This is a genomic window from Pseudomonas tumuqii, from assembly GCF_013184545.1.
GTDB classification, from domain to species: domain Bacteria; phylum Pseudomonadota; class Gammaproteobacteria; order Pseudomonadales; family Pseudomonadaceae; genus Aquipseudomonas; species Aquipseudomonas tumuqii.
Map to the genome: position 1 here is coordinate 813917 of NZ_JAAOJA010000001.1, position 21162 is coordinate 835078.

Annotated in this window: 21 protein-coding genes and 1 tRNA gene; 13 read left to right on the forward strand and 9 right to left on the reverse strand. The window is 65.2% G+C overall.

Going from position 1 to position 21162, the window contains the following annotated elements; all coding sequences use genetic code 11:
- The first annotated feature begins 1 nt into the window (after nt 1).
- Nucleotides 2-913, forward strand: coding sequence for an SDR family oxidoreductase (locus G9C89_RS03695; protein ID WP_172144553.1), 912 nt, complete (start codon nt 2-4; stop codon nt 911-913).
- A 233-nt stretch (nt 914-1146) separates the two neighbouring features.
- On the opposite strand, the gene G9C89_RS03700 is transcribed toward G9C89_RS03695, so the two are convergent.
- On the reverse strand, nt 1147-2685 hold the full coding sequence (locus tag G9C89_RS03700; protein ID WP_172144555.1) for a sigma-54-dependent transcriptional regulator: 1539 nt from the start codon (nt 2683-2685) through the stop codon (nt 1147-1149).
- Between the two features lie 218 nt (nt 2686-2903).
- Here G9C89_RS03700 and mdcA point away from each other — a divergent pair, with 218 nt between their 5' ends.
- The 9 genes from mdcA (at nt 2904) to madM (ending at nt 10243) form a co-directional block, all read left to right on the forward strand.
- A complete protein-coding gene (mdcA, locus tag G9C89_RS03705) occupies nt 2904-4571 on the forward strand; it encodes a malonate decarboxylase subunit alpha (protein WP_172144557.1) in 1668 nt (555 codons plus the stop codon).
- Nucleotides 4571-5449: a triphosphoribosyl-dephospho-CoA synthase gene (locus tag G9C89_RS03710; RefSeq protein WP_172144559.1), complete on the forward strand. Its 879-nt coding sequence runs from the start codon at nt 4571-4573 to the stop codon at nt 5447-5449. Before mdcA ends, G9C89_RS03710 begins: the two co-directional genes overlap by 1 nt.
- A gap of 2 nt (nt 5450-5451) precedes the next feature.
- Complete coding sequence (locus G9C89_RS03715; protein WP_172144561.1) at nt 5452-5751, forward strand: malonate decarboxylase subunit delta; 300 nt, start codon at nt 5452-5454, stop codon at nt 5749-5751.
- Nucleotides 5744-6601 (forward strand): biotin-independent malonate decarboxylase subunit beta, encoded by an 858-nt coding sequence (locus G9C89_RS03720; RefSeq protein ID WP_172144570.1) that lies wholly within the window; start codon nt 5744-5746, stop codon nt 6599-6601. Before G9C89_RS03715 ends, G9C89_RS03720 begins: the two co-directional genes overlap by 8 nt.
- Nucleotides 6598-7404, forward strand: a complete 807-nt coding sequence (gene mdcE / locus G9C89_RS03725) for a biotin-independent malonate decarboxylase subunit gamma (protein WP_172144572.1) — start codon at nt 6598-6600, stop codon at nt 7402-7404. The genes G9C89_RS03720 and mdcE overlap by 4 nt, the downstream gene beginning before the upstream one ends.
- Before the next feature lie 23 nt (nt 7405-7427).
- Nucleotides 7428-8078 carry a malonate decarboxylase holo-ACP synthase gene (locus G9C89_RS03730; protein WP_178115413.1) on the forward strand — a complete coding sequence of 217 codons (651 nt, stop codon included), beginning with the start codon at nt 7428-7430 and terminating at the stop codon, nt 8076-8078.
- Nucleotides 8075-9010, forward strand: a complete 936-nt coding sequence (gene mdcH, locus G9C89_RS03735; RefSeq protein ID WP_172144574.1) for a malonate decarboxylase subunit epsilon — start codon at nt 8075-8077, stop codon at nt 9008-9010. Before G9C89_RS03730 ends, mdcH begins: the two co-directional genes overlap by 4 nt.
- A gap of 61 nt (nt 9011-9071) precedes the next feature.
- A complete protein-coding gene (gene madL, locus G9C89_RS03740; protein WP_172144576.1) occupies nt 9072-9473 on the forward strand; it encodes a malonate transporter subunit MadL in 402 nt (133 codons plus the stop codon).
- A gap of 5 nt (nt 9474-9478) precedes the next feature.
- Nucleotides 9479-10243 (forward strand): malonate transporter subunit MadM, encoded by a 765-nt coding sequence (madM, locus tag G9C89_RS03745; protein WP_172144578.1) that lies wholly within the window; start codon nt 9479-9481, stop codon nt 10241-10243.
- Between the two features lie 58 nt (nt 10244-10301).
- On the opposite strand, the gene G9C89_RS03750 is transcribed toward madM, so the two are convergent.
- Together G9C89_RS03750 and G9C89_RS03755 are read right to left on the reverse strand one after the other, a co-directional pair.
- A complete protein-coding gene (locus tag G9C89_RS03750; RefSeq protein ID WP_172144580.1) occupies nt 10302-11219 on the reverse strand; it encodes a LysR family transcriptional regulator in 918 nt (305 codons plus the stop codon).
- A 69-nt stretch (nt 11220-11288) separates the two neighbouring features.
- Complete coding sequence (locus G9C89_RS03755; RefSeq protein ID WP_172144582.1) at nt 11289-11597, reverse strand: I78 family peptidase inhibitor; 309 nt, start codon at nt 11595-11597, stop codon at nt 11289-11291.
- Between the two features lie 556 nt (nt 11598-12153).
- Here G9C89_RS03755 and G9C89_RS03760 point away from each other — a divergent pair.
- Nucleotides 12154-12642 (forward strand): GFA family protein, encoded by a 489-nt coding sequence (locus G9C89_RS03760; protein ID WP_172144585.1) that lies wholly within the window; start codon nt 12154-12156, stop codon nt 12640-12642.
- A 205-nt stretch (nt 12643-12847) separates the two neighbouring features.
- On the opposite strand, the gene G9C89_RS03765 is transcribed toward G9C89_RS03760, so the two are convergent.
- From G9C89_RS03765 to G9C89_RS03780, 4 genes are all read right to left on the reverse strand, one after another.
- Nucleotides 12848-13420, reverse strand: coding sequence for a TetR/AcrR family transcriptional regulator (locus G9C89_RS03765; RefSeq protein ID WP_172144587.1), 573 nt, complete (start codon nt 13418-13420; stop codon nt 12848-12850).
- A gap of 226 nt (nt 13421-13646) precedes the next feature.
- Entirely contained in the window at nt 13647-14180 is a 534-nt protein-coding gene (locus G9C89_RS03770; protein WP_172144589.1) for a DUF934 domain-containing protein, read from the reverse strand.
- The gene (locus G9C89_RS03775; protein ID WP_172144591.1) at nt 14177-15847 is read right to left on the reverse strand and encodes a nitrite/sulfite reductase; all 1671 of its coding nucleotides are present in this window, start codon (nt 15845-15847) and stop codon (nt 14177-14179) included. The genes G9C89_RS03770 and G9C89_RS03775 overlap by 4 nt, the downstream gene beginning before the upstream one ends.
- Before the next feature lie 123 nt (nt 15848-15970).
- A complete protein-coding gene (locus tag G9C89_RS03780; RefSeq protein ID WP_172144593.1) occupies nt 15971-16459 on the reverse strand; it encodes a hypothetical protein in 489 nt (162 codons plus the stop codon).
- A 313-nt stretch (nt 16460-16772) separates the two neighbouring features.
- On the opposite strand from G9C89_RS03780, the gene ccoG reads away from it, so the two are divergent.
- Together ccoG and mapR are read left to right on the forward strand one after the other, a co-directional pair.
- The gene (gene ccoG, locus G9C89_RS03785) at nt 16773-18191 is read left to right on the forward strand and encodes a cytochrome c oxidase accessory protein CcoG (protein WP_172144595.1); all 1419 of its coding nucleotides are present in this window, start codon (nt 16773-16775) and stop codon (nt 18189-18191) included.
- Nucleotides 18192-18253: 62 nt separating this feature from the next.
- Nucleotides 18254-19663 carry a GntR family transcriptional regulator MpaR gene (mapR, locus tag G9C89_RS03790; RefSeq protein ID WP_172144597.1) on the forward strand — a complete coding sequence of 470 codons (1410 nt, stop codon included), beginning with the start codon at nt 18254-18256 and terminating at the stop codon, nt 19661-19663.
- A gap of 219 nt (nt 19664-19882) precedes the next feature.
- On the opposite strand, the gene G9C89_RS03795 is transcribed toward mapR, so the two are convergent.
- Both G9C89_RS03795 and G9C89_RS03800 read right to left on the reverse strand, forming a co-directional pair.
- Nucleotides 19883-19956, reverse strand: a tRNA-Gly gene (locus G9C89_RS03795).
- A 94-nt stretch (nt 19957-20050) separates the two neighbouring features.
- Entirely contained in the window at nt 20051-20935 is an 885-nt protein-coding gene (locus G9C89_RS03800; protein ID WP_172144599.1) for an alpha/beta fold hydrolase, read from the reverse strand.
- Between the last annotated feature and the right edge of the window lie 227 nt (nt 20936-21162).

Below are 21162 nucleotides of genomic sequence, written 5' to 3' on the forward strand. Positions count from 1 at the left end.
CATGAGCGAAGCCATCCGTTTTCAAGACCAAGTCGTGATTGTCACCGGGGCCGGTGGTGGGCTGGGCCGCGCCCATGCCCTGCTGTTCGCCAAACATGGCGCCAAGGTGGTGGTCAACGATCTCGGTGGTAGCACCCATGGCGAAGGCGCCAATGCATCGGCCGCCGCCAAGGTGGTCGAGGAAATCCGCGCCGCCGGCGGCACCGCGGTGGCCAACCATGACTCGGTGACCGATGGCGAGAAGATCGTCCAGTGCGCCCTGGACAGCTTCGGCCGTGTCGATGTGGTGGTCAACAACGCCGGCATCCTGCGCGACAAGACCTTCCACAAGATGGACGACGCCGACTGGGACCTGGTCTACAAGGTGCACGTCGAAGGCGCCTACAAGGTCACCCGCGCCGCCTGGCCGCACATGCGCGAGCAGAACTACGGGCGGGTGATCTTCACCGCCTCCACGTCCGGCATCTACGGCAACTTCGGCCAGTCCAACTACGGCATGGCCAAGCTCGGCCTCTACGGCCTGACCCGTACCCTGGCCATCGAGGGACGCAAGAACAACATCCTGGTCAACGCCATCGCCCCCACCGGCGGCACGCGCATGACCGAAGGGCTGATCCCGCCGCAGGTGTTCGAGCAGCTCAAGCCCGAGCTGGTCAGCCCGCTGGTGGTCTACCTGGCCAGCCAGGCCTGCGCAGAAACCTCCGGCCTGTTCGAGGTCGGCGGCGGCTGGATCGGCAAGACGCGCTGGGAGCGCAGCCTGGGCACCGGTTTCGACCCGCGTGTCGGTTTCAGCCCGGAAGACGTGGCCGAGCATTGGCAACAGATCTGCAACTTCGACGACGCGGTGCACCCGGCCGACAACATCGAGGCCTTGCAGGCGATGATGAAGCATCTGCAGCAATACACCCTCTGATCGCGCCAGCCTGGCGGGGGAATCGGCCGGCGGGCTGATTTCCCTGACGCAGAGCTTTGAGGTGAAGGCCGGCTAAATGCCGGCCTTTGGCTTTTATGGGGGTGCGCACGGCGCACCCTGCAGAAGCGCTGCGACTGCCAACCCGTAGGAAGCGCTGCGTGCCAGTGAACGCGGCTTCAGCCTCTCAGGGTTTGTGAAAAAATCGCAGTAGGCGAGCGTTTTTTCACAAGCTCTCAACCCTTGCCGGAAATCCCATACTTGCGCAGGCGCATGGCGATGGCGCTGTGCGAGGTGTGCAGGCGCGCGGCCAGTTGCCGGCTGGAAGGGTGGCTGAGGTAGAGCTTTTCCAGCAGGGCCTTCTCGAAACCGGCCACGGCGGCTTCCAGGCTGACGATCTCGCCTTCGAGCCGTTGCGGCGCTACGGCGGTGCTGGCAATGTCCAGGTCGTCGATCTGCACCAGGTTGCTTTCGCAGATGGCGGCGGCGCGGAAGATCACGTTCTGCAGCTGACGCACGTTACCCGGCCAGCGGTTGCCGAGCAGCGCCGGGTAGGTGTCCGGCGCCAGGCGGCACTGCGGGCGCTGGATCTGCGCGCAGGCTTGCTGCATGAAATGCCGGGCCAGCAACAGGATGTCCTGGCCGCGCTCGCGCAACGGCGGCACTTCCAGGTTGAGCACGTTGAGGCGGTAGAACAGGTCTTCGCGGAAGGCGCCTTCGCCGACCATCTTTTCCAGGTTGCGGTGGGTCGCGCTGAGAATGCGCACATCGACCTTGACCTCGCGCTCGCCGCCGACCCGGCGGAAGGTGCCGTCACTGAGGAAGCGCAGCAGTTTGGCCTGCAGATACGGCGACATCTCGCCGATTTCATCGAGAAACACCGTGCCCTGGTTGGCCAGTTCCAGCAACCCCGGTTTGCCGCCGCGCTGAGCCCCGGTAAAGGCGCCGGGGGCGTAGCCGAACAGTTCGCTTTCGGCGAGGTTCTCCGGCAATGCCGCGCAGTTCAGCGCGAGAAAGGGGGCGTTGTGGCGTGCGCTGATGGCGTGACAGCCGCGCGCGACCAGCTCCTTGCCGGTGCCGGTTTCACCCTGGATCAACAACGGTGCATCGAGGCTGGCGACGCGCAGGGCGCGAGTCTTCAGGGTGCGGATCGGCAGCGATTCGCCGAGCAGCGAATCGAAGCCATCGGCATGGTCGTGGTGCAGTGCCGCCAGGCGTTCGCCGATGCGGCTCGGCGCGTACAGGGTGAGCAGGCCGCCGGCAAGCTGGCGCTGGCCGGCGCCGGCGGTTTCGCTGATCGGCATGGCATCGAGTAACAGCGCCTGGCCGTTGAGGGTGACTTCACGCAGCGGCAGGCGGAATTGCTGCTCCAGCAGCGCGCTGTGCAAGGCCGGGTCAGCGAACAGTTCACCGAGCGACAGCCCTTCGACTTCGCGTTCACACAGGGCGATCAAGGCCGGATTGGCCAGCAGCACGCGGCCCTCGCCATCCACCGCCAGCACCGGGTCGGTCATGGCCGCGAGCAGGGCGTCGAGCTGCAGGCGCCGCCGCTGGCCGGGCAGGATGTCGACGATGGTCACCGTCTGCACGCCGCGCACCTTGAACAGCGCCTCGCGCAGCTCGTCGAGCACCGCGGCGCTGAGGGTTGGCGCATCAATGTAGACGTTCGGCGGCACCATCTCCACCGCGTCCAGGTTGAGATTGCGCCCGCCGAGCAGGGCCAGGACTTCCTGGGTGATACCAACGCGGTCGATAAAGCTGACGTGGATGCGCATACGGGCGAGGAACCGGCTCGATTACAGGTGCAGCAGTATGCCCGGTCTGGGCCGCTTAGTTAACCGAACGAAGGTTGTCACGGCCGTGGGCGGGCGGCAGGGGCGGCACTAGAGCGATCGTTAACCTGAGCGTAATAGAACGGCCGTTCGCTTGATTGATGGCGCACCGGTCGCGCTCCTAAGGTGCTCCCACGACAGCGGAACTCGTGGAGTCTTCAATGACAACAACAATATCCCCACCGCCGCAATGGTCGCGTCGTCGCGCTGAAAAAGCCCGGCGTCTCGATCAGGTGCGCAGCCTCGCCGATGGCGTGGTCCTGCCCGGCGACAAGATAGTCGCGGCGCTCGAAGCGCTGATCGCCCCCGGCGATCGGGTGGTGCTCGAAGGCAACAACCAGAAGCAGGCGGATTTTCTCTCCCGCTCGCTGGCCAAGGTCGACCCCGGCCGTTTGCACGACTTGCACATGATCATGCCCAGCGTCAGTCGCGCCGAGCATCTGGACCTGTTCGAGCGGGGCATCGCGCGCAAGCTCGACTTCTCCTTCGCCGGTCCGCAGAGCCTGCGCATCAGCCAGTTGCTGGAAGACGGCCTGCTCGAAGTCGGCGCCATCCACACCTATATCGAGCTGTATTCGCGCCTGCTGGTCGACCTGATCCCCAACGTCGCCCTGGTCGCCGGCTTCCAGGCCGACCGCGCCGGCAACATCTACACCGGGCCGAGCACCGAGGACACTCCGGCGCTGGTCGAGCCCACGGCCTTCAGTGACGGCATCGTGATCTTCCAGGTCAACGAGATCGTCGACGAGCTGCCGCGGGTGGATATCCCGGCCTCCTGGGTGGATTTCGTGGTGGTGGCGGACAAGCCGTTCTATATCGAGCCGCTGTTCACCCGCGACCCGCGCCACATCAAGCCGGTGCATGTGCTGATGGCGATGATGGCGATCCGTGGCATCTACGAAAAGCACAAGGTGCAGTCGCTCAACCACGGCATCGGCTTCAACACCGCCGCCATCGAGCTGATCCTGCCGACCTACGGCGAGTCGCTCGGCCTCAAGGGCAAGATTTGCCGCAACTGGACGCTCAATCCGCACCCGACCCTGATCCCGGCCATCGAAACCGGCTGGGTCGAGAGCGTGCACTGCTTCGGCACCGAACTGGGCATGGAGAACTACATCGCCATGCGCCCGGACGTGTTCTTCACCGGCCGCGACGGCTCGCTGCGCTCCAACCGCATGATGTGCCAGCTGGCCGGGCAGTATGCGGTCGACCTGTTTATCGGCGCCACCCTCCAGGTCGACGGCGACGGCCATTCCTCCACCGTCACCCGCGGTCGCCTGGCCGGTTTCGGCGGTGCGCCGAACATGGGCCACGACCCGCGCGGCCGCCGGCATGCCAGCCCGGCCTGGCTGGACATGCGCCAGGACCAGAGCGGCAGCCCCGCAGCCATGCTCGAACGCGGCAAGAAGCTGGTGGTGCAGATGGTCGAGACCTTCCAGGAGGGCGGTAAACCGACCTTCGTCGATCGGCTCGATGCGGTCGAGGTGGCGAAGAAAAGCGGCATGCCGCTGGCGCCGATCATGATCTACGGCGACGACGTCACCCACCTGCTCACCGAAGAGGGCATCGCCTACCTGTACAAGGCGCGTTCGCTGGAGGAGCGCCAGGCGATGATCGCCGCGGTCGCCGGCGTCACCGCCATCGGTCTGCGTCATAACCCGAAGGACAGCGAACGGATGCGCCGCGAAGGCCTGATCGCCCTGCCGGAAGACCTCGGTATCCGCCGCGCCGACGCCAGCCGCGAACTGCTGGCGGCCAAGAGCATCGCCGAGCTGGTCGACTGGTCCGGCGGCCTGTACAACCCGCCCGGCAAATTCAGGAGCTGGTGATGAGCGCACTCAATGCACGACAACCGCAGCTGTCCCTGAGCGAGTGCCTGGCGGATCTGGCGGTGGAGGCGCTGATCGACGAGGCCGACCTGTCGCCCAAGCCGGGGCTGGTCGACCGCCGTGGCAGCGGCGCCCACAGCGACCTGCACCTGGGGTTGATGCATGCCTCGGCGCTGGCGCTGTGGCCGGCGTTCAAGGCCATGGCCGAAACCGCCCTCGACCTGGGCGAAGTCGGCCAGCCGCTGCGCGAAGCGCTGGGGCGTATCGGCCGCGAGGGCGAAGTGGAGATGCTGCGCATCACCGGCGGGGTGAATACCCATCGCGGTGCGATCTGGGCCCTGGGCCTGCTGACGGCTGCCGCTGCGCTGGATAGCCAGGCACTCAAGCCGGCTGCCGTGACGTTGCGCGCGGCGCGTATTGCGCTGCTCAACGACCGTGCCGCGCCAGCCAATGGCGCCAGCCACGGTGCGCAGGTCTGCCGCCTGTACGGCGTGCGCGGCGCTCGCGAAGAGGCGCAACTGGGCTTTCCGGCAATAACCCAGCAGGCCTTGCCGCAATTGCAGCGCAGCCGCGCGGCGGCGGCCGGCGAGCAGAACGCCCGGCTGGATGCCTTGCTGGCGATCATGAGCACCTTGACCGATACCTGCGTGCTCTATCGCGCCGGCCTGGCCGGCCTGAGCAGCATGCAGGGCGGCGCGCGCGCGGTGCTCAAGGCCGGCGGTTGCGCCAGCCTGGATGGGCGCCGGCGCCTGCGTGAACTCGATTACGACATGTTGAGGCTGCGTGCCTCACCCGGCGGTGCAGCCGATTTGCTCGCCGCGTCTTTATTCCTCGACCGTCTGCAGCCTGCGCTGCGGACGCAGATTGGGAGTGTGTAAGCATGGAAACCCTGTCCTTTGAATTTCCCGCCGGGCAACCGGCCCAGGGCCGCGCGCTGGTCGGTTGCGTCGGCTCCGGCGACCTGGAAGTGCTGCTCGAGCCCGGCAGCGTCGGCAGCCTGACGATCCAGGTGGTGACCTCGGTGAACGGCAGCGCAGCGCGCTGGCAGCAGGTGTTCGAACGCATGTTCCGTGCGCAGAGCCTGCCGGCGCTGAACATTTCCATTCATGACTTTGGTGCGACTCCCGGGGTGGTGCGCCTGCGCCTGGAGCAAGGGCTGGAGGAGCTATCCCATGCATGACGCCAATATCCAGCGCCTGCTTGCGCAGCGCAGCTTTACCGAACTGGGTGCACGCCAGCGTGCCCGTGCCCTGCTGGACGCCGATAGTTTTCGCGAGCTGATCGATCCCTTTGCCAGGGTGATGTCGCCCTGGCTGGCCAGGCAGGGCATCGTGCCCCAGGCCGATGATGGGGTGGTGGTCGGCAAGGGCCTGCTCGACGGTCAGCCCGCCTTGATCGTCGCCATCGAAGGTACGTTCCAGGGCGGCAGCCTCGGCGAAGTGGGCGGGGCGAAAATCGCCGGTGCGCTGGAGCTGGCTGCCGAGGACAACCGCAACGGCACACCGACCCGCGCCGTGCTGCTGCTGGAAACCGGCGGCGTGCGTCTGCAGGAGGCCAACCTCGGCCTGGCCGCCATTGCCGAAATCCAGGCAGCCATCGTCGAGCTGCGCCAGTACCAGCCGGTGATCGCCCTGATCGCCGGACCGGTCGGCTGCTTCGGCGGCATGTCCATCGCCGCCGGGCTATGCAGCTACCTGCTGGTCACCCGCGAGGCGCGCCTGGGCCTCAACGGTCCGCAGGTGATCGAACAGGAAGCCGGCGTCGACGAATACGATTCGCGCGACCGGCCCTTCATCTGGAGCCTGACCGGCGGCGAGCAGCGCTATGCCAGTGGCCTGGTGGATGCCTATGTGGCCGACGATGTCGAGCCGATTCGCCAGCAACTGATCGCCTTGTTCCGTCAGGGCAAGCCGGCGCTGCAGCGCAGCCGTCAACATGCCTGGTTCCTCGAACGCCTGCAGGGCGTCGACACCTCCATCCAGGCCGATGCCGCTGCCGTACGCCGCGCCTATCAAGGAGAACAGCCATGAGCAGCACTATCGAACAACGCGGTCGCAGCTGGTTTCACGCCCTGGTTGGCGCTGCGGCGCCCGTCGCCGGGCTGCCAGCTTCGCTGCTGGTGGCCGATGCCGAGCTGGCCGGCCAGCCGGTGCGCTACCTGGCGGTGGTGGCCGACGCCGGCAATTCCTTCCCGCGGGCCCGTAACGGTGAAGTCGGCCTGCTCGAAGGCTGGGGGCTGGCCAAGGCGGTGGACGAGGCGATCCAGGCCGACGCCGGCAGCCCGCACAAGCGTGCGCTGATCGCCATAGTCGATGTGCCGAGCCAGGCCTACGGCCGTCGCGAGGAGGCCTACGGCATTCACCAGGCCCTGGCCGGCGCGGTGGACAGCTACGCCCGCGCCCGCCTGGCCGGGCATGCGCTGGTCGGCCTGCTGGTCGGCAAGGCCATGTCCGGGGCCTTTCTCGCCCACGGTTACCAGGCGCAGCGCCTGATTGCCTTGCGCGATCCGGGGGTGATGGTGCACGCCATGGGCAAGGCCGCGGCGGCGCGCATCACCCTGCGCAGCCTGGAGGAACTGGAGGCCCTGGCCGCCTGCGTGCCGCCGATGGCCTATGACCTGGACAGCTACGCCTCGCTTGGCCTGCTCTGGGAAACCTTGGCAGTGGCCGAGATCGCTCAACCGACTGCAGAGGATATCGCCCGGGTGCAGGACTGCCTGGGTCAGGCCCTGGCGGATATCGCCGGCGGCGCCAAGGACTTGCGCGGTCGTCTGGGCGCCGCCAATCGGGCGGCGTCCTCGCGGGTGCGCGAGTTGTTGCGGGCGCAGTGGTAAGCGCAGAGCGCCCGGAGGTAGTCATGACGACCAATATAGTGAGTATGCCACGCCCCCACGACCTGCTCTGGGGCATGACTGCCGAGCAGCTGGCGGCGGATGCGCCAGCCTGGGCGCATGCGGCTCTGCGCCGCTATGCGCCGGTGGTGGTGCGCCGCGCGCCGGCCGAGCCAGGCTGGATTGCGGTGGGCATCCGCGGTCAGGCCCGTGAGCAGCGCTTCGCCACCTGGATGCGCCTGGACGCGATCCGCCGCCAGGTCAGCCCCGAGGCCATCGTCCGCGCCGGCCGTTGGCACGCCCATGCCCGGCCGCAGTGGCCAGCGTTGCGTGCCCTGGCGCAGGTGGCGCCACGGCTGGCCGAGTGCGGTCTGGCCTGGGGCGTGACCGGCAGCCTGGGTTTCGAGTTGGCCAGTGGTTTGCCCGCGGTGCATCCGGCCAGCGACCTGGATTTGTTGTTGCGGGCGCCGCAGCCCGTGTCGCGGGCCTGGGCTCAGGCCTTGTGCGCGCAGCTCGATGGCGCGCCGGGCAGGATCGATGTGCAACTGGAAACTCCCTGCGGTGCCCTGGCCCTGCGCGAGTGGGCCAAGGGCGCCGCGCGGGTGTTGCTCAAGACCGCCAGCGGGCCGCTGCTGGTCGGCGACCCCTGGGCTGCTGCCAGGCAGGCAGTGGCATGAGCACGCTCTGGGCGTTTCCCGGCCAGGGCGCGCAGCAGCCCGGCATGCTGCATGGCTTGCCGGACACGCCTGCAGTTCGCGCCTGCCTGGCTGAAGCCGACGCTGTGCTGGGCGAACAGGTGCTGGCGCTGGATTCGGCCGCCGCCCTGCAAGACACCCGCGCCGTACAACTCTGCCTGCTGATCGCGGGGGTGGCCTGCGCCCGTCTGCTGATCCAGCGTGGTCATCGCCCGGACTATGTGGCTGGTCTGTCCATCGGCGCCTATGCGGCGGCGGTGATCGCCGAGGCTCTGGATTTTGCCGACGCGGTGCACCTGGTCGCATTGCGCGGTGAGTTGATGCAAAGCGCCTATCCTGGCGGTTATGGCATGACTGCGATTCTCGGCCTGGAGCTAGCCAGCATCGAGCGCTTGCTCGAGCAGGTAAACAGTGCCGAGATGCCGGTCTACCTGGCCAATATCAACGCCGACAATCAACTGGTGATCGCCGGCAGCCGCGCCGCCATGGCGACCGTGGCCGAGCGGGCGAGGGCGCTGGGGGCTGGTGCGGTCAAGCCGCTGGCGGTCAGCGTACCCTCGCATTGCGCGCTGCTCGCTGAACCGGCTGCCGAGTTGGCGGCGGCTTTCGCCGCGGTCAGCCTGCAACGGCCACGGGCGGGTTATCTCAGCAGCAGTTCGGCGCGCCTGATTGCCGATCCAGATAGGCTGCGCGACGACCTCGCCCACAACATGTGCCGCGTCGTCGACTGGCACGCCACCCTGCAAACCGCCGTCGAACGCGGCGTGCGCCTGCACCTCGAACTGCCGCCGGGCACTGTCTTGAGCGGTCTGGCGCGGCGGCTGTTCGAGCCGGGCATGGCCATCGCCTTTCAAGGTTCGCGCCTGGATACACTGGACGCCATGCTGCGCCAGGAGGTGAGCCGGAGCCGATAAGCCGTGCCGATTTGCGAAGGACAAAAACAACAACTTCGACCCGAACATGAGGATAAAAACAATGATCATCTACGGTGTAGCCTTTCTGGCGTTCTGCACCCTGGCAGGCATCTTTATCGGTGAACTGCTGGGCAAACTCATCGGCGTACCCGCCAACGTCGGCGGTGTCGGCATCGCCATGATGCTGTTGATTTTTCTGGGCAGTTACCTGCACAAGCGCGGGGTGCTCGACGCTACGTCCGAGAAGGGCGTGGCGTTCTGGAGTGCCATCTACATCCCCATCGTGGTCGCCATGGCCGCCCAGCAGAACGTCTACGGCGCCCTCAGTGGCGGTCCGATGGCGATTATCGCGGGCACCCTCGCGGTGGTCGTGGGGTTTGCCCTGGTGCCGGTGCTGAGTCGTATCGGGCAAAAAAAGTCTGAAGAACTCGACACTACTCCCCTGACCAAACTGCCACGGTGATCGCCATGTACGAATCCTTGATGAAAGTAATCACCAGCTACGGCCTGATCAGCGGCTTCGCCGTCGTCGGCCTCACCATGTGGGTGTCCTACTGGATCTCCGATACCTTCACCAAAGGCCGCCTGCATGGTTCGGCGATTGCCATCCTGCTCGGCCTGCTGCTGTCCTATATCGGCGGCGCCTACACCGGCGGGAGTAAGGGTCTGGTGGATATCCCGCTGTTTGCCGGTATCGGCCTGCTGGGTGGGGCCATGCTGCGAGACTTCGCCATTGTCGCCACCGGGTTTGGCGTGAGTGTCGAAGAGCTGAAACGCGCTGGTGTTGCCGGGGTGCTGGCGCTATTCGTCGGCGTGGGCACCTCATTTGTTGCCGGGGTTGGCGTGGCCATGGCCTTCGGTTACACCGACGCCGTCAGCCTGACCACCATCGGCACTGGCGCGGTGACCTATATCGTCGGTCCGGTGACCGGTGCGGCGATTGGCGCCAGTTCGGAAGTGATGGCGCTGTCGATCGCCGCCGGCTTGGTCAAGGCGATCCTGGTGATGGTGGCGACGCCCTTCGTTGCGCCCTATATCGGTCTGAACAACCCGCGCAGTGCGGTGATCTTTGGTGGCCTGATCGGCACCTCCAGCGGCGTGGCCGGCGGCCTGGCGGCGACCGACCCGAAGCTGGTGCCCTACGGTTGTCTGACGGCGGCGTTCTATACCGCGCTGGGCTGCCTGCTCGGGCCGTCGCTGCTGTTCTTCATCATGCGCGGGTTGATGGGCTGATCATTCGCGGGTATGGGACTGGGCGTCCCCCCCGCCCCTACGGTTCTACACCGCCCGTTCAGGCGTCGTGCCTCAGGCTGTACATGCGGCATTCGGCAAGCAGCGCGAGCAGGTTCGGGTCGCGCTCCTTGGCCTTGAGAAACACCACGCCGATATGCTGTTGCAGGTGGTATTTGGCCTGCAGTGGAATCAGCTTCACGCGGTTTTCATAGACCGCGGCGATGCGCCCCGGCAGCAGGGCGTAGCCGACTCCGGAACTGACCATGCTGAGCAGGGTGAAGATGTCGTTGACCTGCATCGCCACTTTTGGCTCGAAGCCCGCCTGCTGGAACACCCGCGCGCCGTCCTGATGGGTGGCGAAGCCCTGGGTGAGGGTGATGAAGGTGGCTTCGCGCAGGTCGGCCAGATCCACCGCCGGCTGCTGGGCGAAGGGCGAGTCGACCGGCACGGCAAGGAAGATATCGTCGGAGAACAGCTGCAGTTGTTCGCAGTCGGGATCGCTGACGCTGTCGTTGAGCGCCACCAGGATGGCGTCCAGTTCCATGTTCTTCAGCTTGTGCAGCAGGTCGACATTGGAGCCGAGGATCAGGTCGATGTTCAGCTCGCTGCGGCGGATTTTCAGACCCATGATCAACTGCGGCACGGTCTTCACCGTCAGCGAGTAGAGCGCGCCGAGCTTGAAGCGCTCGGCGCTGAAACCCGCCGCCTCACGGGTCAGGCGCACGCTGTCGAGCACTTGCTGGATCAGCTTCAGCGCCCGTTCTTCCAGCACATAAGCACTTTTCAACGGGATCAGGTTGCGCCCTTCGTGCTTGAACAGCGGGCAGCGCAAGGCGCTCTCCAGCGAATGGATGGCACGATGCACGCTGACCGTACTGGTCTCCAGTTCGGCCGCCGCCCGCGCCAGGTTGCCGCTGCGCATGAAGGCCAGAAAGATTTCCAGCTTCTTCAGGGTGAGTTCTTCGTCGATCAACATAACGCTTGGCCTGGACAGGATGAGGGGCGCTGGTGCGGTATTGGCCCTTGACGGCTCACGGGCTCAGGTTCAGCCGCAGTTGATCCGCTGGATCACCTCGGCCTCGTCGATATCGATATTCAGGCGCTGCGAGTTGTAGTCCAGGGTCACTGCATCGCCGGGGGCGAGTACGCGAACGCTACGTGCGCCGGCGTGCTGGCGCGCCTGTTCGACCTGTTCGGCGGTCGCGGTCTGGCCCAGCATGCCTTGCACCAGTTCGGCGTTACACACGCCGTTGGGATTGGCGGGTGGTGCCGGTGTCTTGCTGCTGTCTACCGAGCTGCAGCCGGTGAGTACGGCGAGCAAGGCCAGGGTGCAGGGAAGTCGTTTGCGATACATGCGGTGGTCCTTGGGTCGGGCGCCAGGGCGGCGCACTGAATTGATTGCTGTAGATCTGACGCCGCTAGGGAGCGTCTGTTCCTCGGCCTGGGGCTCAAGGCGGCTCATGTCTGTTTACGACAGCTCAGCCGCACGATAGCGCCGATCACTATCACTGCGCCAACCACTTGGGCGTGGCTCAGCACCTGCGCCGGGACTACCCAGCCCGGCAGCAGTCTGGCCGCCGGCTCGACATTCATCGGCCGGGCGTTGCGCGGTATGTCCAGGCACGGCCTGCAGACGCACAGCAGGCTGAGCCCTACGCTACGCGTCGGTGTCATCTAGGCTCAAAGGGGCCGTCACATTCCGCGCTGGAGGCCGCTTTCTCGCAGGAGGACAGCGCAGGTACAGGATGACACTCAAACCAGCCGCCCGAGACAGGAGCCGCTGGAGGTCGTGGCGACGGCAACGCGGAAAACTGCAGCCGACTCATGCCCTCGTGCGAAGCGAAGAGGTGCGGGTCCAAGACCTAATCACCGATCTTGCCAACGGACCGCGTTGGCCAGGAGGGTCATCCATGCTCCTTCAAGGTTCCTGCCATTGCGGCGCGGTAGTGTTCAGCCTGACCAGCGCCCATCCCTATCCCTACCAGCGTTGCTACTGCTCGATTTGCCGCAAGACCCAGGGCGGCGGCGGTTACTCGATCAACCTGGGCGGCGACGCGCACAGCCTGAAAGTCAGGGGGCGCAAGCAGGTATCCATCTATCACGCCAAGATCAAGCGCGAAGGCGAGCGCCGCACCCATACCAGCAGTGCCGAGCGGCATTTCTGCCGGCTCTGTGGCAGCGCCCTCTGGCTCTTCAGTCCGGAGTGGCCGGATCTCATTCACCCCTTCGCCTCGGCTATCGACACGCCTCTGCCGGTGCCGCCGGAACACACGCATCTGCTGCTCGGTTCGAAAGCGTCCTGGGTCGAACTCGAGATACGGCCCGGCGATAAACAATTCGACGGCTACCCCGAGGAGTCCATCGCCCAGTGGCACGAGCGCCTCGGCTTGAGTCGATGACTGCCAGCCGAGTCTGTAGTGGTCTGATTTCCCTGGACACCTCGGCAGGTGGAAAATCCACCGACAGAGGCGTCATGTATGAGCCTTGGACACGGTCAGCTTCGCCGGCTTCACTGAACCCGTGTTGCAACGGGATCTGCCGAGGACGATGGGGGCGATCTTTTGCTTCGAAGGTACCATCGCCGGCTAAAGCGCCGCTCAGCGTTCAGCGAGCGGGTTTGCCGCCTACCTGTTCAAGCAACACGTTTCTCGTGGTTTGCAGCAGGCGGTCGGACAGGGCGGGATCGCTGACGCTGCGCGACAGCAGCAGGGCGCCGACCATGGCCGACAGCAGCAGTACGCTGCGCTCGGCGGCGTCTTCGCCGTCCAGGCAGGACTCGATCATGCACAGGCGATCGCTGACCACCTCGTCGGTAATCGGGCTGGGCTGGCCGCGCTGGCCCAGTTCGGCGGACACGGTCGGCAGCGGGCAGCCGTCGCCGGGGTTGGCGCGGTGGGCGGTGGACAGGTAACGGGCGATAAACTGCGGCAGCGGATCCGCGCCGGCGAAGATCTCCTCCGTGCTCGCCTTGAGCTGCTCGGCGCTACTGCGCAGGGCGGTTTCGACCAGTTCGTCCTTGGATTTGAAGTGCGCGTAAAAACCGCCGTGGGTCAGGCCCAGGGCCTTCATCAGCGGCTGCAGGCCGGTGGCACCGACCCCGTCGCGGCGAAAGCGCTGGGCCGCTTCGTCGATGATGCGCTGGTGGGTCTGGGCTTTATGGTCTTCTGAATAACGCATGGGCTGTTACCGTCCGGCTGCTTAAGATGCTGGGCGTAATTTTACACCTTTACGCGCACCAAGCAGCGTTCAAGCTCCAGCCGGCTCTGCCACGCGGGGCTCGGCCGAGCTGGCCTGGCGCCCGCGCACCAGGCTGCACAGCGCCGCGACCACCGGCAGCATGGGCAGCCATCAGGCGCTCAGCAGGTTGCCTGCCAATTGCAACGCCAGGAGCCAGGTCAGGTCTTTAAGCATCAGGGGCCGCACTCGCGCCACGGCGGCGGAACAGCGGCCGCGGCTCGATGGCCGAGCGGCCGTAGAGCACGCTCATGCCGGCCAGGCCCTTGAGCGCGTCCGCCGCGGATTTGTCCTCGCGCACGGCGAAAGCATCGAAGCCGCACTGGCGCATATGGCTGAGCTGGTCGCGCAATACATCGCCGAGCGCGCGCAACTCGCCGGCCCAGCCCAGCCGGGTACGCAGCAGGTAGGCCTGGCTGTAACCGCGGCCGTCGCGGAAGCTGGGGAACTCGATGGCGATCAGCGGCAGCACCGACAGATAGGCAGCAATCGTCTCGACCTCGTCGTCCGGGGCCAAGCACAGGCCGTCCAGGCTGAAGCGCCGGCCCGCGAGCGTCGCCTGATCCTGCCGCGCCAGCCAGGCCGCCAACGGCAAGATCAGCGGGCCGACGGGCCGCGCCTGGTCCGGCTCGCGCAGCCACTGCCAGGGATCATCCTCAACCACCCGGGCCTGGCCCGCGCTCAAGCGAATCAGGTTATTCATGCCGGCACCTGGGTCTTGCGATAGACCTGTTCCCTGAAGGGTTCGAGGCCGATGCGTTGCACGGTATCGACGAAGCGTTCGTCGACCTCGCGGTAGTCGCTGAAGGTCTTGACCAGGCCTTCGATGACCTCGGGAATCTCCGCCGCGCTGAACGCGGGACCAATCACCTTGCCCAGGGCGCTGGCCTTGCCCTGGGCACCGCCGATGGTCACCTGGTACCACTCGCTGCCGTTCTTATCCACGCCGAGGATGCCGATATTGCCGATGTGGTGATGGCCGCAGGCATTCATGCAGCCGGAGATGTTCAGGCTCAGTTCGCCCAGTTCGTGCAGGGCGTCCTGGTCGGCGAAACGCTGCTGGATCGACTGGGCAATGGGGATCGACTTGGCATTGGCCAGGGCGCAGTAATCGCCGCCCGGGCAGACGATCATGTCGGTCAGCAGGCCGATATTGGCGGTGCCCAGGCCATGGCTCAGGGCGCGCTGGTAGAGGCCATGCAGGTCAGCCTTGCGCACATCCGGCAGCACCACATTCTGTTCGTGGGCGATGCGGATTTCGCCGAAGCCGAAGTCCTCGGCCAGGTCGGCGATGGCGTGCATCTGAGCCGAGGTCACATCCCCGGGCGGCGAACTGGCCCCCGGCTTGGTCGACAGCACCACCGAGGCGTAGCCCGCCACCCGGTGCGCGCGCACATTGCGCGAGACCCAGCGGGCGAAGCCCGGGTCGCGGGCCAGGGCGCTGCCGAAGTCCAGATCAACCTCATCCAGGTTGGCGTAGGCCGGCGTGACGAAGGCCGCCGCCACCCGCTGATACTCGGCCGCAGTCAGCTCCGCCGGGCCGTCCTTGATCTGCTGCCACTCGGCCTCGACTTCCCGGGCGAAGGCCTCGATGCCCAGGGCCTTAACCAGGATCTTGATCCGCGCCTTGTACTTGTTGTCGCGCCGGCCGTGGCGGTTGTAGACCCGCAGCACGGCTTCGACGTAGGACAGCAGGTGCCGCCAGGGCAGGCCCTCGCGGATCTGCTGGCTGAGGATCGGGGTGCGCCCCAGGCCGCCGCCGACCATCACCCGCAGCAGCAACTCGCCGGCCGCGTCGCGGTACAGGTACAGGCCGATGTCGTGCATCATCACCGCCGCGCGGTCTTCCTGCGCCGCGCACAGGGCGATCTTGAACTTGCGCGGCAGGTAGAGGAATTCTGGGTTGACCGTCGACCACTGGCGCAGGATCTCCGCCAATGGCCGCGGGTCGAGCAGCTCGTCGGCGGCGACCCCGGCGAAAGCCTCGGTGGTGATATTGCGCACGCAGTTGCCGGAGGTCTGGATCGCATGCATCTCGACCTCGGCCAGGCGTTCGAGAATGTCGCCGACCTGCTCCAGCTCGATCCAGTTGAACTGGATATTCTGCCGGGTGGTGAAGTGCCCGTAGTCGCGGTCGTAGTCCCGGGCGATGCCCGCCAGGGTGCGCAGTTGCCGCGCGGACAGGGTGCCGTAGGGAATCGCCACACGCAGCATATAGGCATGCTTTTGCATGTAGAGGCCGTTCTGCAAACGCAGCGGCAGAAACTCTTCCTCGCTCAACTCACCGCTGAGCCGCCGCTCTATCTGATCGCGAAACTGCGCCACGCGCTCGCGCACCAGAGCGCGGTCGTATTCATCGTATTGGTACATCGGCGGCCTCGGCTGTTATCGACGGCCACACTATGCGCGTGGCCCTGATAGCGAAACAGCTGCAGATCCGGCGGAAAAATACGGAGCAGATGGCCTGGTCAGCAGTGGCTGCTCGGCGCGCGGCTAAACGCGGGTGCCGCGCGCGTTCTTCTTCTGCAGGATCATCGACGCTTCGTTGTAGGCATTCTGGAAGGCGACGCTGCCGATCCAATCCACTGCCGTGTCTTCGTCTTCATCGTGGAAGATCCCGCGATAGGTGATCAGCAGGCCCATCATGAAGTCGGTGGCCGCGTCTTCCGCTTCCTCGGCGACCACCAGCTCCAACACCGGGTATTGCAGGAACACCAGGCACATCGCTAGCAGGCTGATGCCTTCGCCGAATTTCATCGCCTGGAACAGATCGTCGAAGTGCGCCGGGTCGAAACCGTTCTCTTCGATGTCTTTGAAGTCGAAGGTGCTCAGGTCGATTTCGACATCATCGAACGGCTCGTTGATCAGCGGATTGGCCAGCAGCGGATGGACGACATTGGCTTTGGCCTTGCCCGAACGGTTCTGCTTGGCCTTGGCTTTGGCCCGCTGGGCGCGTTTTTGCTGTTTATCTGGGGAGGCCATGGAGGCGAGTTCCTTGTGCGATGCAGCCATATCTATGGCCCAGGGTAATCGGGTGCACATTGTATTCAGTCTTGGCTGGGTTCGTCGGCCAAAGAAGATTTCTCCTGCTGTAAACGTTCGCTTTCGGCTCAGGAGCGGACGTCCCTCGGGTTGACACCAAAGCGGTCAAGAACATTGCTATGCGTCCAGGGCCACAGCGCCCCTCGCCTGCTCCACCATCTGATCCGCTTTTTATTTGAAAACCTGAGTCTGTTATCCAAATCCCCGCGCTCGCATCATTCGCCTCGCCTGATAAAGCCCGACGAGGCCCGTAATGAGCGAACGTATTCCCGCGCAGATCATCGAGACCATCGACCCGCGCCAGCCTATCCGCCTGACGCCCTCCCAGGCTGGCGGGCCGATTCATACCCGCAGTTTTAGCGGCCGTTTTCGCAATCTGCGCCTGTACGGTGCGGGTTTGCTGTTTCTGATCTTCTTCGGCACCGCCTGGCTGGACTGGGACGGTCGCCAGGCGGTGCTGTGGAACCTGGCCGAGCACCGCTATTACATCTTCGGCGCGACCTTCTGGCCGCAGGATTTCACCCTGCTCTCGGCGCTGCTGATCATCGCCGCCTTCGGCCTGTTCACCATCACCGTGGTGGCCGGGCGGGTGTGGTGTGGCTACACCTGCCCGCAGAGTGTGTGGACCTGGGTATTCATGTGGGCGGAGAAGGTCACCGAGGGCGAGCGCAATCAGCGGGTCAAGCTGGACGCCGCGCCCTGGTCGCTGAACAAGCTGCTGCGGCGCAGTGCCAAGCACGGGATCTGGCTGGCGGTCAGCCTGCTCACGGCGCTGACCTTTATCGGTTACTTCACGCCGATCCGCACGCTGGCCAGCGACCTGCTGCGCCTGCAACTGGATGGCGGCACGCTGGTGTGGGTGCTGTTTTTTATGGCCGCCACCTATCTCAACGCCGGCTGGCTACGCGAGAAGGTCTGCGTGCATATGTGCCCCTACTCGCGCTTTCAGAGTGCGATGTTCGACGATGACACCCTGCTGGTCGCCTACGACGCCAAGCGTGGCGAAGGCCGTGGCCCGCGCAGGAAGGACAGTGACCACAAGGCCGAGGGCCTGGGCGATTGCATCGACTGTTATATGTGCGTGCAGGTGTGCCCCACCGGCATCGATATTCGCGATGGCCTGCAGATCGACTGCATCAGCTGCGGCGCCTGCATCGATGCCTGCGACGGGGTGATGGACAAGATGGGCTATGCCAGAGGTCTGGTGGGCTATCACTCCGAGCGTGAACTGCAGGGCGGCAAGACCCATTGGCTGCGGCCACGGTTGATCGGCTATGGCATCGCGCTGGTGCTGATGCTCGCCGCCTTTGTCTGGGCCTTGAGCGCGCGCTCGATGCTGTCCATCGACTCGGCCAAGGACCGCAGCATGTTCCGCGAAAACCAGCTGGGGCAGATCGAGAACACCTACCTGCTCAAGGTGATCAACAAGACCCAACAGCCGCAGCTCTATGGCCTGGCGTTGGTCGACAGCCCTGGCCTGCGCCTGGATGCACCGCAGCAGCAGCTGCAGCTGAATCCTGGGGAAATTCTCGATGTGCCGGTGACGGTGGTGCAGCTGGTCGAGCAGGCCGCCGGCGCGACCAGGCCGGTGCGTTTCGAGCTGAGCAACCTGGCCGATGCGGATCAGCGCGCACAAACCCAAAGCGTGTTTATCGCCCCGCGCGGGCGCTGACGGGCGTGAATCGGCAACTCCCAGTAGACTGTGGCCCACCACTGGCCGCAGTCACGGACACGATGAAACGCTACGAGAAACTCGCCGACCAGATTGCCGAACTGATCCGCAGCGGTGTACTCGCCCCCGGCGAGAAGGTGCCTTCGGTGCGCCACGCCAGCCGCACCCATGGGGTCAGCCCGTCCACGGTGTTCCAGGCGTATTACCTGCTGGAAGACCGCGGCCTGATCCAGGCCCGCGCCCGCTCCGGCTACTACGTCCGCGAGCTGGCGCGACATTCCCTGGCAGAGCCGGAAACCAGCCAGCAGCCGATGCAGACCACCGAGGTGGATGTCAGCGAACTGGTGTTCTCGGTGCTCGGCTCATTGAAAGACCCGGACACCGTGCCGTTCGGTTCGGCCTTCCCCAGCCCCGACCTGTTCCCCCTGCAGCGCCTGGCCCGCTCCATGGCGCAGACTGTGCGCGACATGCCGCCCCAGGCGGTGATCGCCGACATGACCGAAGGCAATCCCAACCTGCGCCGGCAGATCGCCCTGCGCTATATGGTCAGCGGCGTAATGCTGCCGCTGGAGGAACTGGTGATCACCAGCGGCGCCATGGAGGCGCTCAACCTGTGCCTGCAATGCGTGACCCAGCCGGGCGATCTGGTGGCCATCGAGAGTCCGGCCTTCTACGCCACCCTGCAGGTGTTGGAACGGCTCAAGCTCAAGGCCGTGGAAATTCCCGTGCACCCGCGCGAAGGCATCGACCTGGATGTGCTGAGCGAGCGCCTGGCCCGCCTGCCGATCAAGGCCTGCTGGTTTATGAGCAGCCTGCAGAACCCGCTCGGCGCGAGCATGAGCAACAGCAAGAAAGAGGCGCTGTATCAATTGCTACAGCGTCATCAGGTGCCGCTGATCGAGGACGATGTCTACGCCGAGCTGTACTTCGGCAGCCAGCCGCCCAAGCCGGTGAAGAGCTTCGACCGCGACGGCCTGGTGATGCACTGCGGCTCGTTTTCCAAGTGCCTGGCACCCGGTTACCGGGTCGGCTGGGTGGCCGGCGGGCGCTATGCCGAGCAGATCAGCCGGCTCAAGCTGATGACCACCATCTCGCCCTCGGTGCCCGCCCAGGCCGCTCTGGCCGACTACCTGCAGCACGGCGGCTACGACCGCCACCTGCGCAAGCTGCGCCACGCCCTGGAAACCCAGCAGGCCTCGATGCTCGCCTCCGCCGCGCGGCACTTCCCGGCCAGCACCAAGGTGACCCGGCCCAGCGGCGGCTATTTTCTCTGGTTCGAATTCCCCGAGCAGGTCGACTCGCTGCAGCTGTTCCAACTGGCCCTGGCCCAGGGCATCAGCCTGGCCCCGGGGCCGATCTTCTCGGCCACCCGGCGCTTCGGCAACTGCGCGCGCCTGAACTACGGCCACCCCTGGAGCGCCCAGAGCGAACAGGCGATGGCCGTGCTCGGGCGCATCATCGGCTCCTTCTGAGCCGCGACAAGCGTCTGTTTTCGCTCAGCGGCGACAACTCGTCCCCTCGGCACCAACAGGGAGACAGACACGTCGCTGGGACACAGCTTTTGCAGCCACGCAAAAAGCCATACATGCCCGCGCGGGATTAAAAGGGAGCGTTCAGATGCAAGAAAACCGGCTCAATGGCCGGTTTTCAGGGGCTTTCACTGCATGCGTGGGCATGTGGAAAGAGAGGACTGGAGCGGGCGAAGGGAATCGAACCCTCGTTATCAGCTTGGGAAGCTGGAGTAATGCCATTATACGACGCCCGCTTGGGGGAGCCTTTATACCGGAAGTCGCGGCTGAAATGAAGTCCGCGCCGAGTGCTTTTTCGTGCGACTCGGTGCGGACGGGGTCGGCTGTGGTTCATACGGCCAGCGCATGCTGCATGTCTACCTGCGCACGGTAGCCGGTTTGGCGCTGTGCTGGGCTTTGCAGGAAGCCCAGCAGTACTTCGCTGCTTTGCTGCCACGCGGCTTTGTGTTCCATGTCGAGGAAGTGCCCGGCATTGTCGATGATGGCGAATTTGCAATCGCTGAGGTGCTCGGCGAATACGCGCACGTCTTCGGGCGAGGTGTATTCGTCGTGCTCGCCATTGACGAACAGCACTGGAATGTCGATGCCCGCCAGGCAGTCCATCTGGCAATGGGTTTCCAGGTGCACGACCTGGTCGATATGGGCGTGCATCTGGCGGTACTCGTGTTCGTCCAGGCTGCTGATGTGGCGATGGTTGAAGCGCTTGAATAGCGACGGCAGGTGCTTGCCGATGGTGTTGTTGACCAGGTGGCCCAGACCCACGCCATCCACGGCTTGCAGGCTGGCCATGCCTTTTTCCAGGTAGTCGAGCATCGGTGCGTTGATCAGCGGCGAGAACGAGGCGATCACCGCTTTTTCGATGCGCGGCGGACGCTGCGCCAGGGCCAGCATGGCGGCGACGCCACCCCAGGAGAACGACTGCAGGTAGTCGGCTTTAAAGTGCTCGATCAACTCCAGCAGGATGCGCGCTTCATCTTCCTTGGTCAGCGGCTGGTTGTGGCTGTTGTGCGGCTTCGATTGGCCGGAGTAGGGCTGATCGTAGAGCACCACGTTGAATTGGGTATTCAGGTATTTGACCGTCTGCGCGAATGCGGCAGTGGTCGACAGTGACCCGTTGACCAGGATAATGGTCTTGCGGGCGCTGGGGCTGGAGTAAAACTCGGTGTGAACCTTGTAAGTTCCGTGAATGTCGACGACAGCGATGGTTGGCTGCATGTTGTTTCTCCAGGCGCAAATTGACCATGGCAAACGGCGGGGCGGGGCCGTTTACCGAGCAAGTAGGACAGATAGCAAAGCGCCTGGACATGACAAGCGAATGTCAGGCTGGAGGTTTTTATAAGAATTATTTTTCAATCGGTCAGGGCTGAAATAGAGCATTCGCAGCAGCCTTTTCACTGGGCTGGAGCGATGTCGTGTTACCAGGCAGGAACCCTTTCGCGCAG

Excerpts from the sequence above, each read along its gene's own strand:
- G9C89_RS03695 (WP_172144553.1), top strand. The coding sequence starts at position 2 with ATGAGCGAAGCCATCCGTTTTCAAGACCAAGTCGTGATTGTCACCGGG.
- G9C89_RS03700 (WP_172144555.1), bottom strand. The coding sequence starts at position 2,685 with ATGCGCATCCACGTCAGCTTTATCGACCGCGTTGGTATCACCCAGGAA.
- mdcA (WP_172144557.1), top strand. The coding sequence starts at position 2,904 with ATGACAACAACAATATCCCCACCGCCGCAATGGTCGCGTCGTCGCGCT.
- G9C89_RS03710 (WP_172144559.1), top strand. The coding sequence starts at position 4,571 with ATGAGCGCACTCAATGCACGACAACCGCAGCTGTCCCTGAGCGAGTGC.
- G9C89_RS03715 (WP_172144561.1), top strand. The coding sequence starts at position 5,452 with ATGGAAACCCTGTCCTTTGAATTTCCCGCCGGGCAACCGGCCCAGGGC.
- G9C89_RS03720 (WP_172144570.1), top strand. The coding sequence starts at position 5,744 with ATGCATGACGCCAATATCCAGCGCCTGCTTGCGCAGCGCAGCTTTACC.
- mdcE (WP_172144572.1), top strand. The coding sequence starts at position 6,598 with ATGAGCAGCACTATCGAACAACGCGGTCGCAGCTGGTTTCACGCCCTG.
- G9C89_RS03730 (WP_178115413.1), top strand. The coding sequence starts at position 7,428 with ATGACGACCAATATAGTGAGTATGCCACGCCCCCACGACCTGCTCTGG.
- mdcH (WP_172144574.1), top strand. The coding sequence starts at position 8,075 with ATGAGCACGCTCTGGGCGTTTCCCGGCCAGGGCGCGCAGCAGCCCGGC.
- madL (WP_172144576.1), top strand. The coding sequence starts at position 9,072 with ATGATCATCTACGGTGTAGCCTTTCTGGCGTTCTGCACCCTGGCAGGC.
- madM (WP_172144578.1), top strand. The coding sequence starts at position 9,479 with ATGTACGAATCCTTGATGAAAGTAATCACCAGCTACGGCCTGATCAGC.
- G9C89_RS03750 (WP_172144580.1), bottom strand. The coding sequence starts at position 11,219 with ATGTTGATCGACGAAGAACTCACCCTGAAGAAGCTGGAAATCTTTCTG.
- G9C89_RS03755 (WP_172144582.1), bottom strand. The coding sequence starts at position 11,597 with ATGTATCGCAAACGACTTCCCTGCACCCTGGCCTTGCTCGCCGTACTC.
- G9C89_RS03760 (WP_172144585.1), top strand. The coding sequence starts at position 12,154 with ATGCTCCTTCAAGGTTCCTGCCATTGCGGCGCGGTAGTGTTCAGCCTG.
- G9C89_RS03765 (WP_172144587.1), bottom strand. The coding sequence starts at position 13,420 with ATGCGTTATTCAGAAGACCATAAAGCCCAGACCCACCAGCGCATCATC.
- G9C89_RS03770 (WP_172144589.1), bottom strand. The coding sequence starts at position 14,180 with ATGAATAACCTGATTCGCTTGAGCGCGGGCCAGGCCCGGGTGGTTGAG.
- G9C89_RS03775 (WP_172144591.1), bottom strand. The coding sequence starts at position 15,847 with ATGTACCAATACGATGAATACGACCGCGCTCTGGTGCGCGAGCGCGTG.
- G9C89_RS03780 (WP_172144593.1), bottom strand. The coding sequence starts at position 16,459 with ATGGCCTCCCCAGATAAACAGCAAAAACGCGCCCAGCGGGCCAAAGCC.
- ccoG (WP_172144595.1), top strand. The coding sequence starts at position 16,773 with ATGAGCGAACGTATTCCCGCGCAGATCATCGAGACCATCGACCCGCGC.
- mapR (WP_172144597.1), top strand. The coding sequence starts at position 18,254 with ATGAAACGCTACGAGAAACTCGCCGACCAGATTGCCGAACTGATCCGC.
- G9C89_RS03800 (WP_172144599.1), bottom strand. The coding sequence starts at position 20,935 with ATGCAGCCAACCATCGCTGTCGTCGACATTCACGGAACTTACAAGGTT.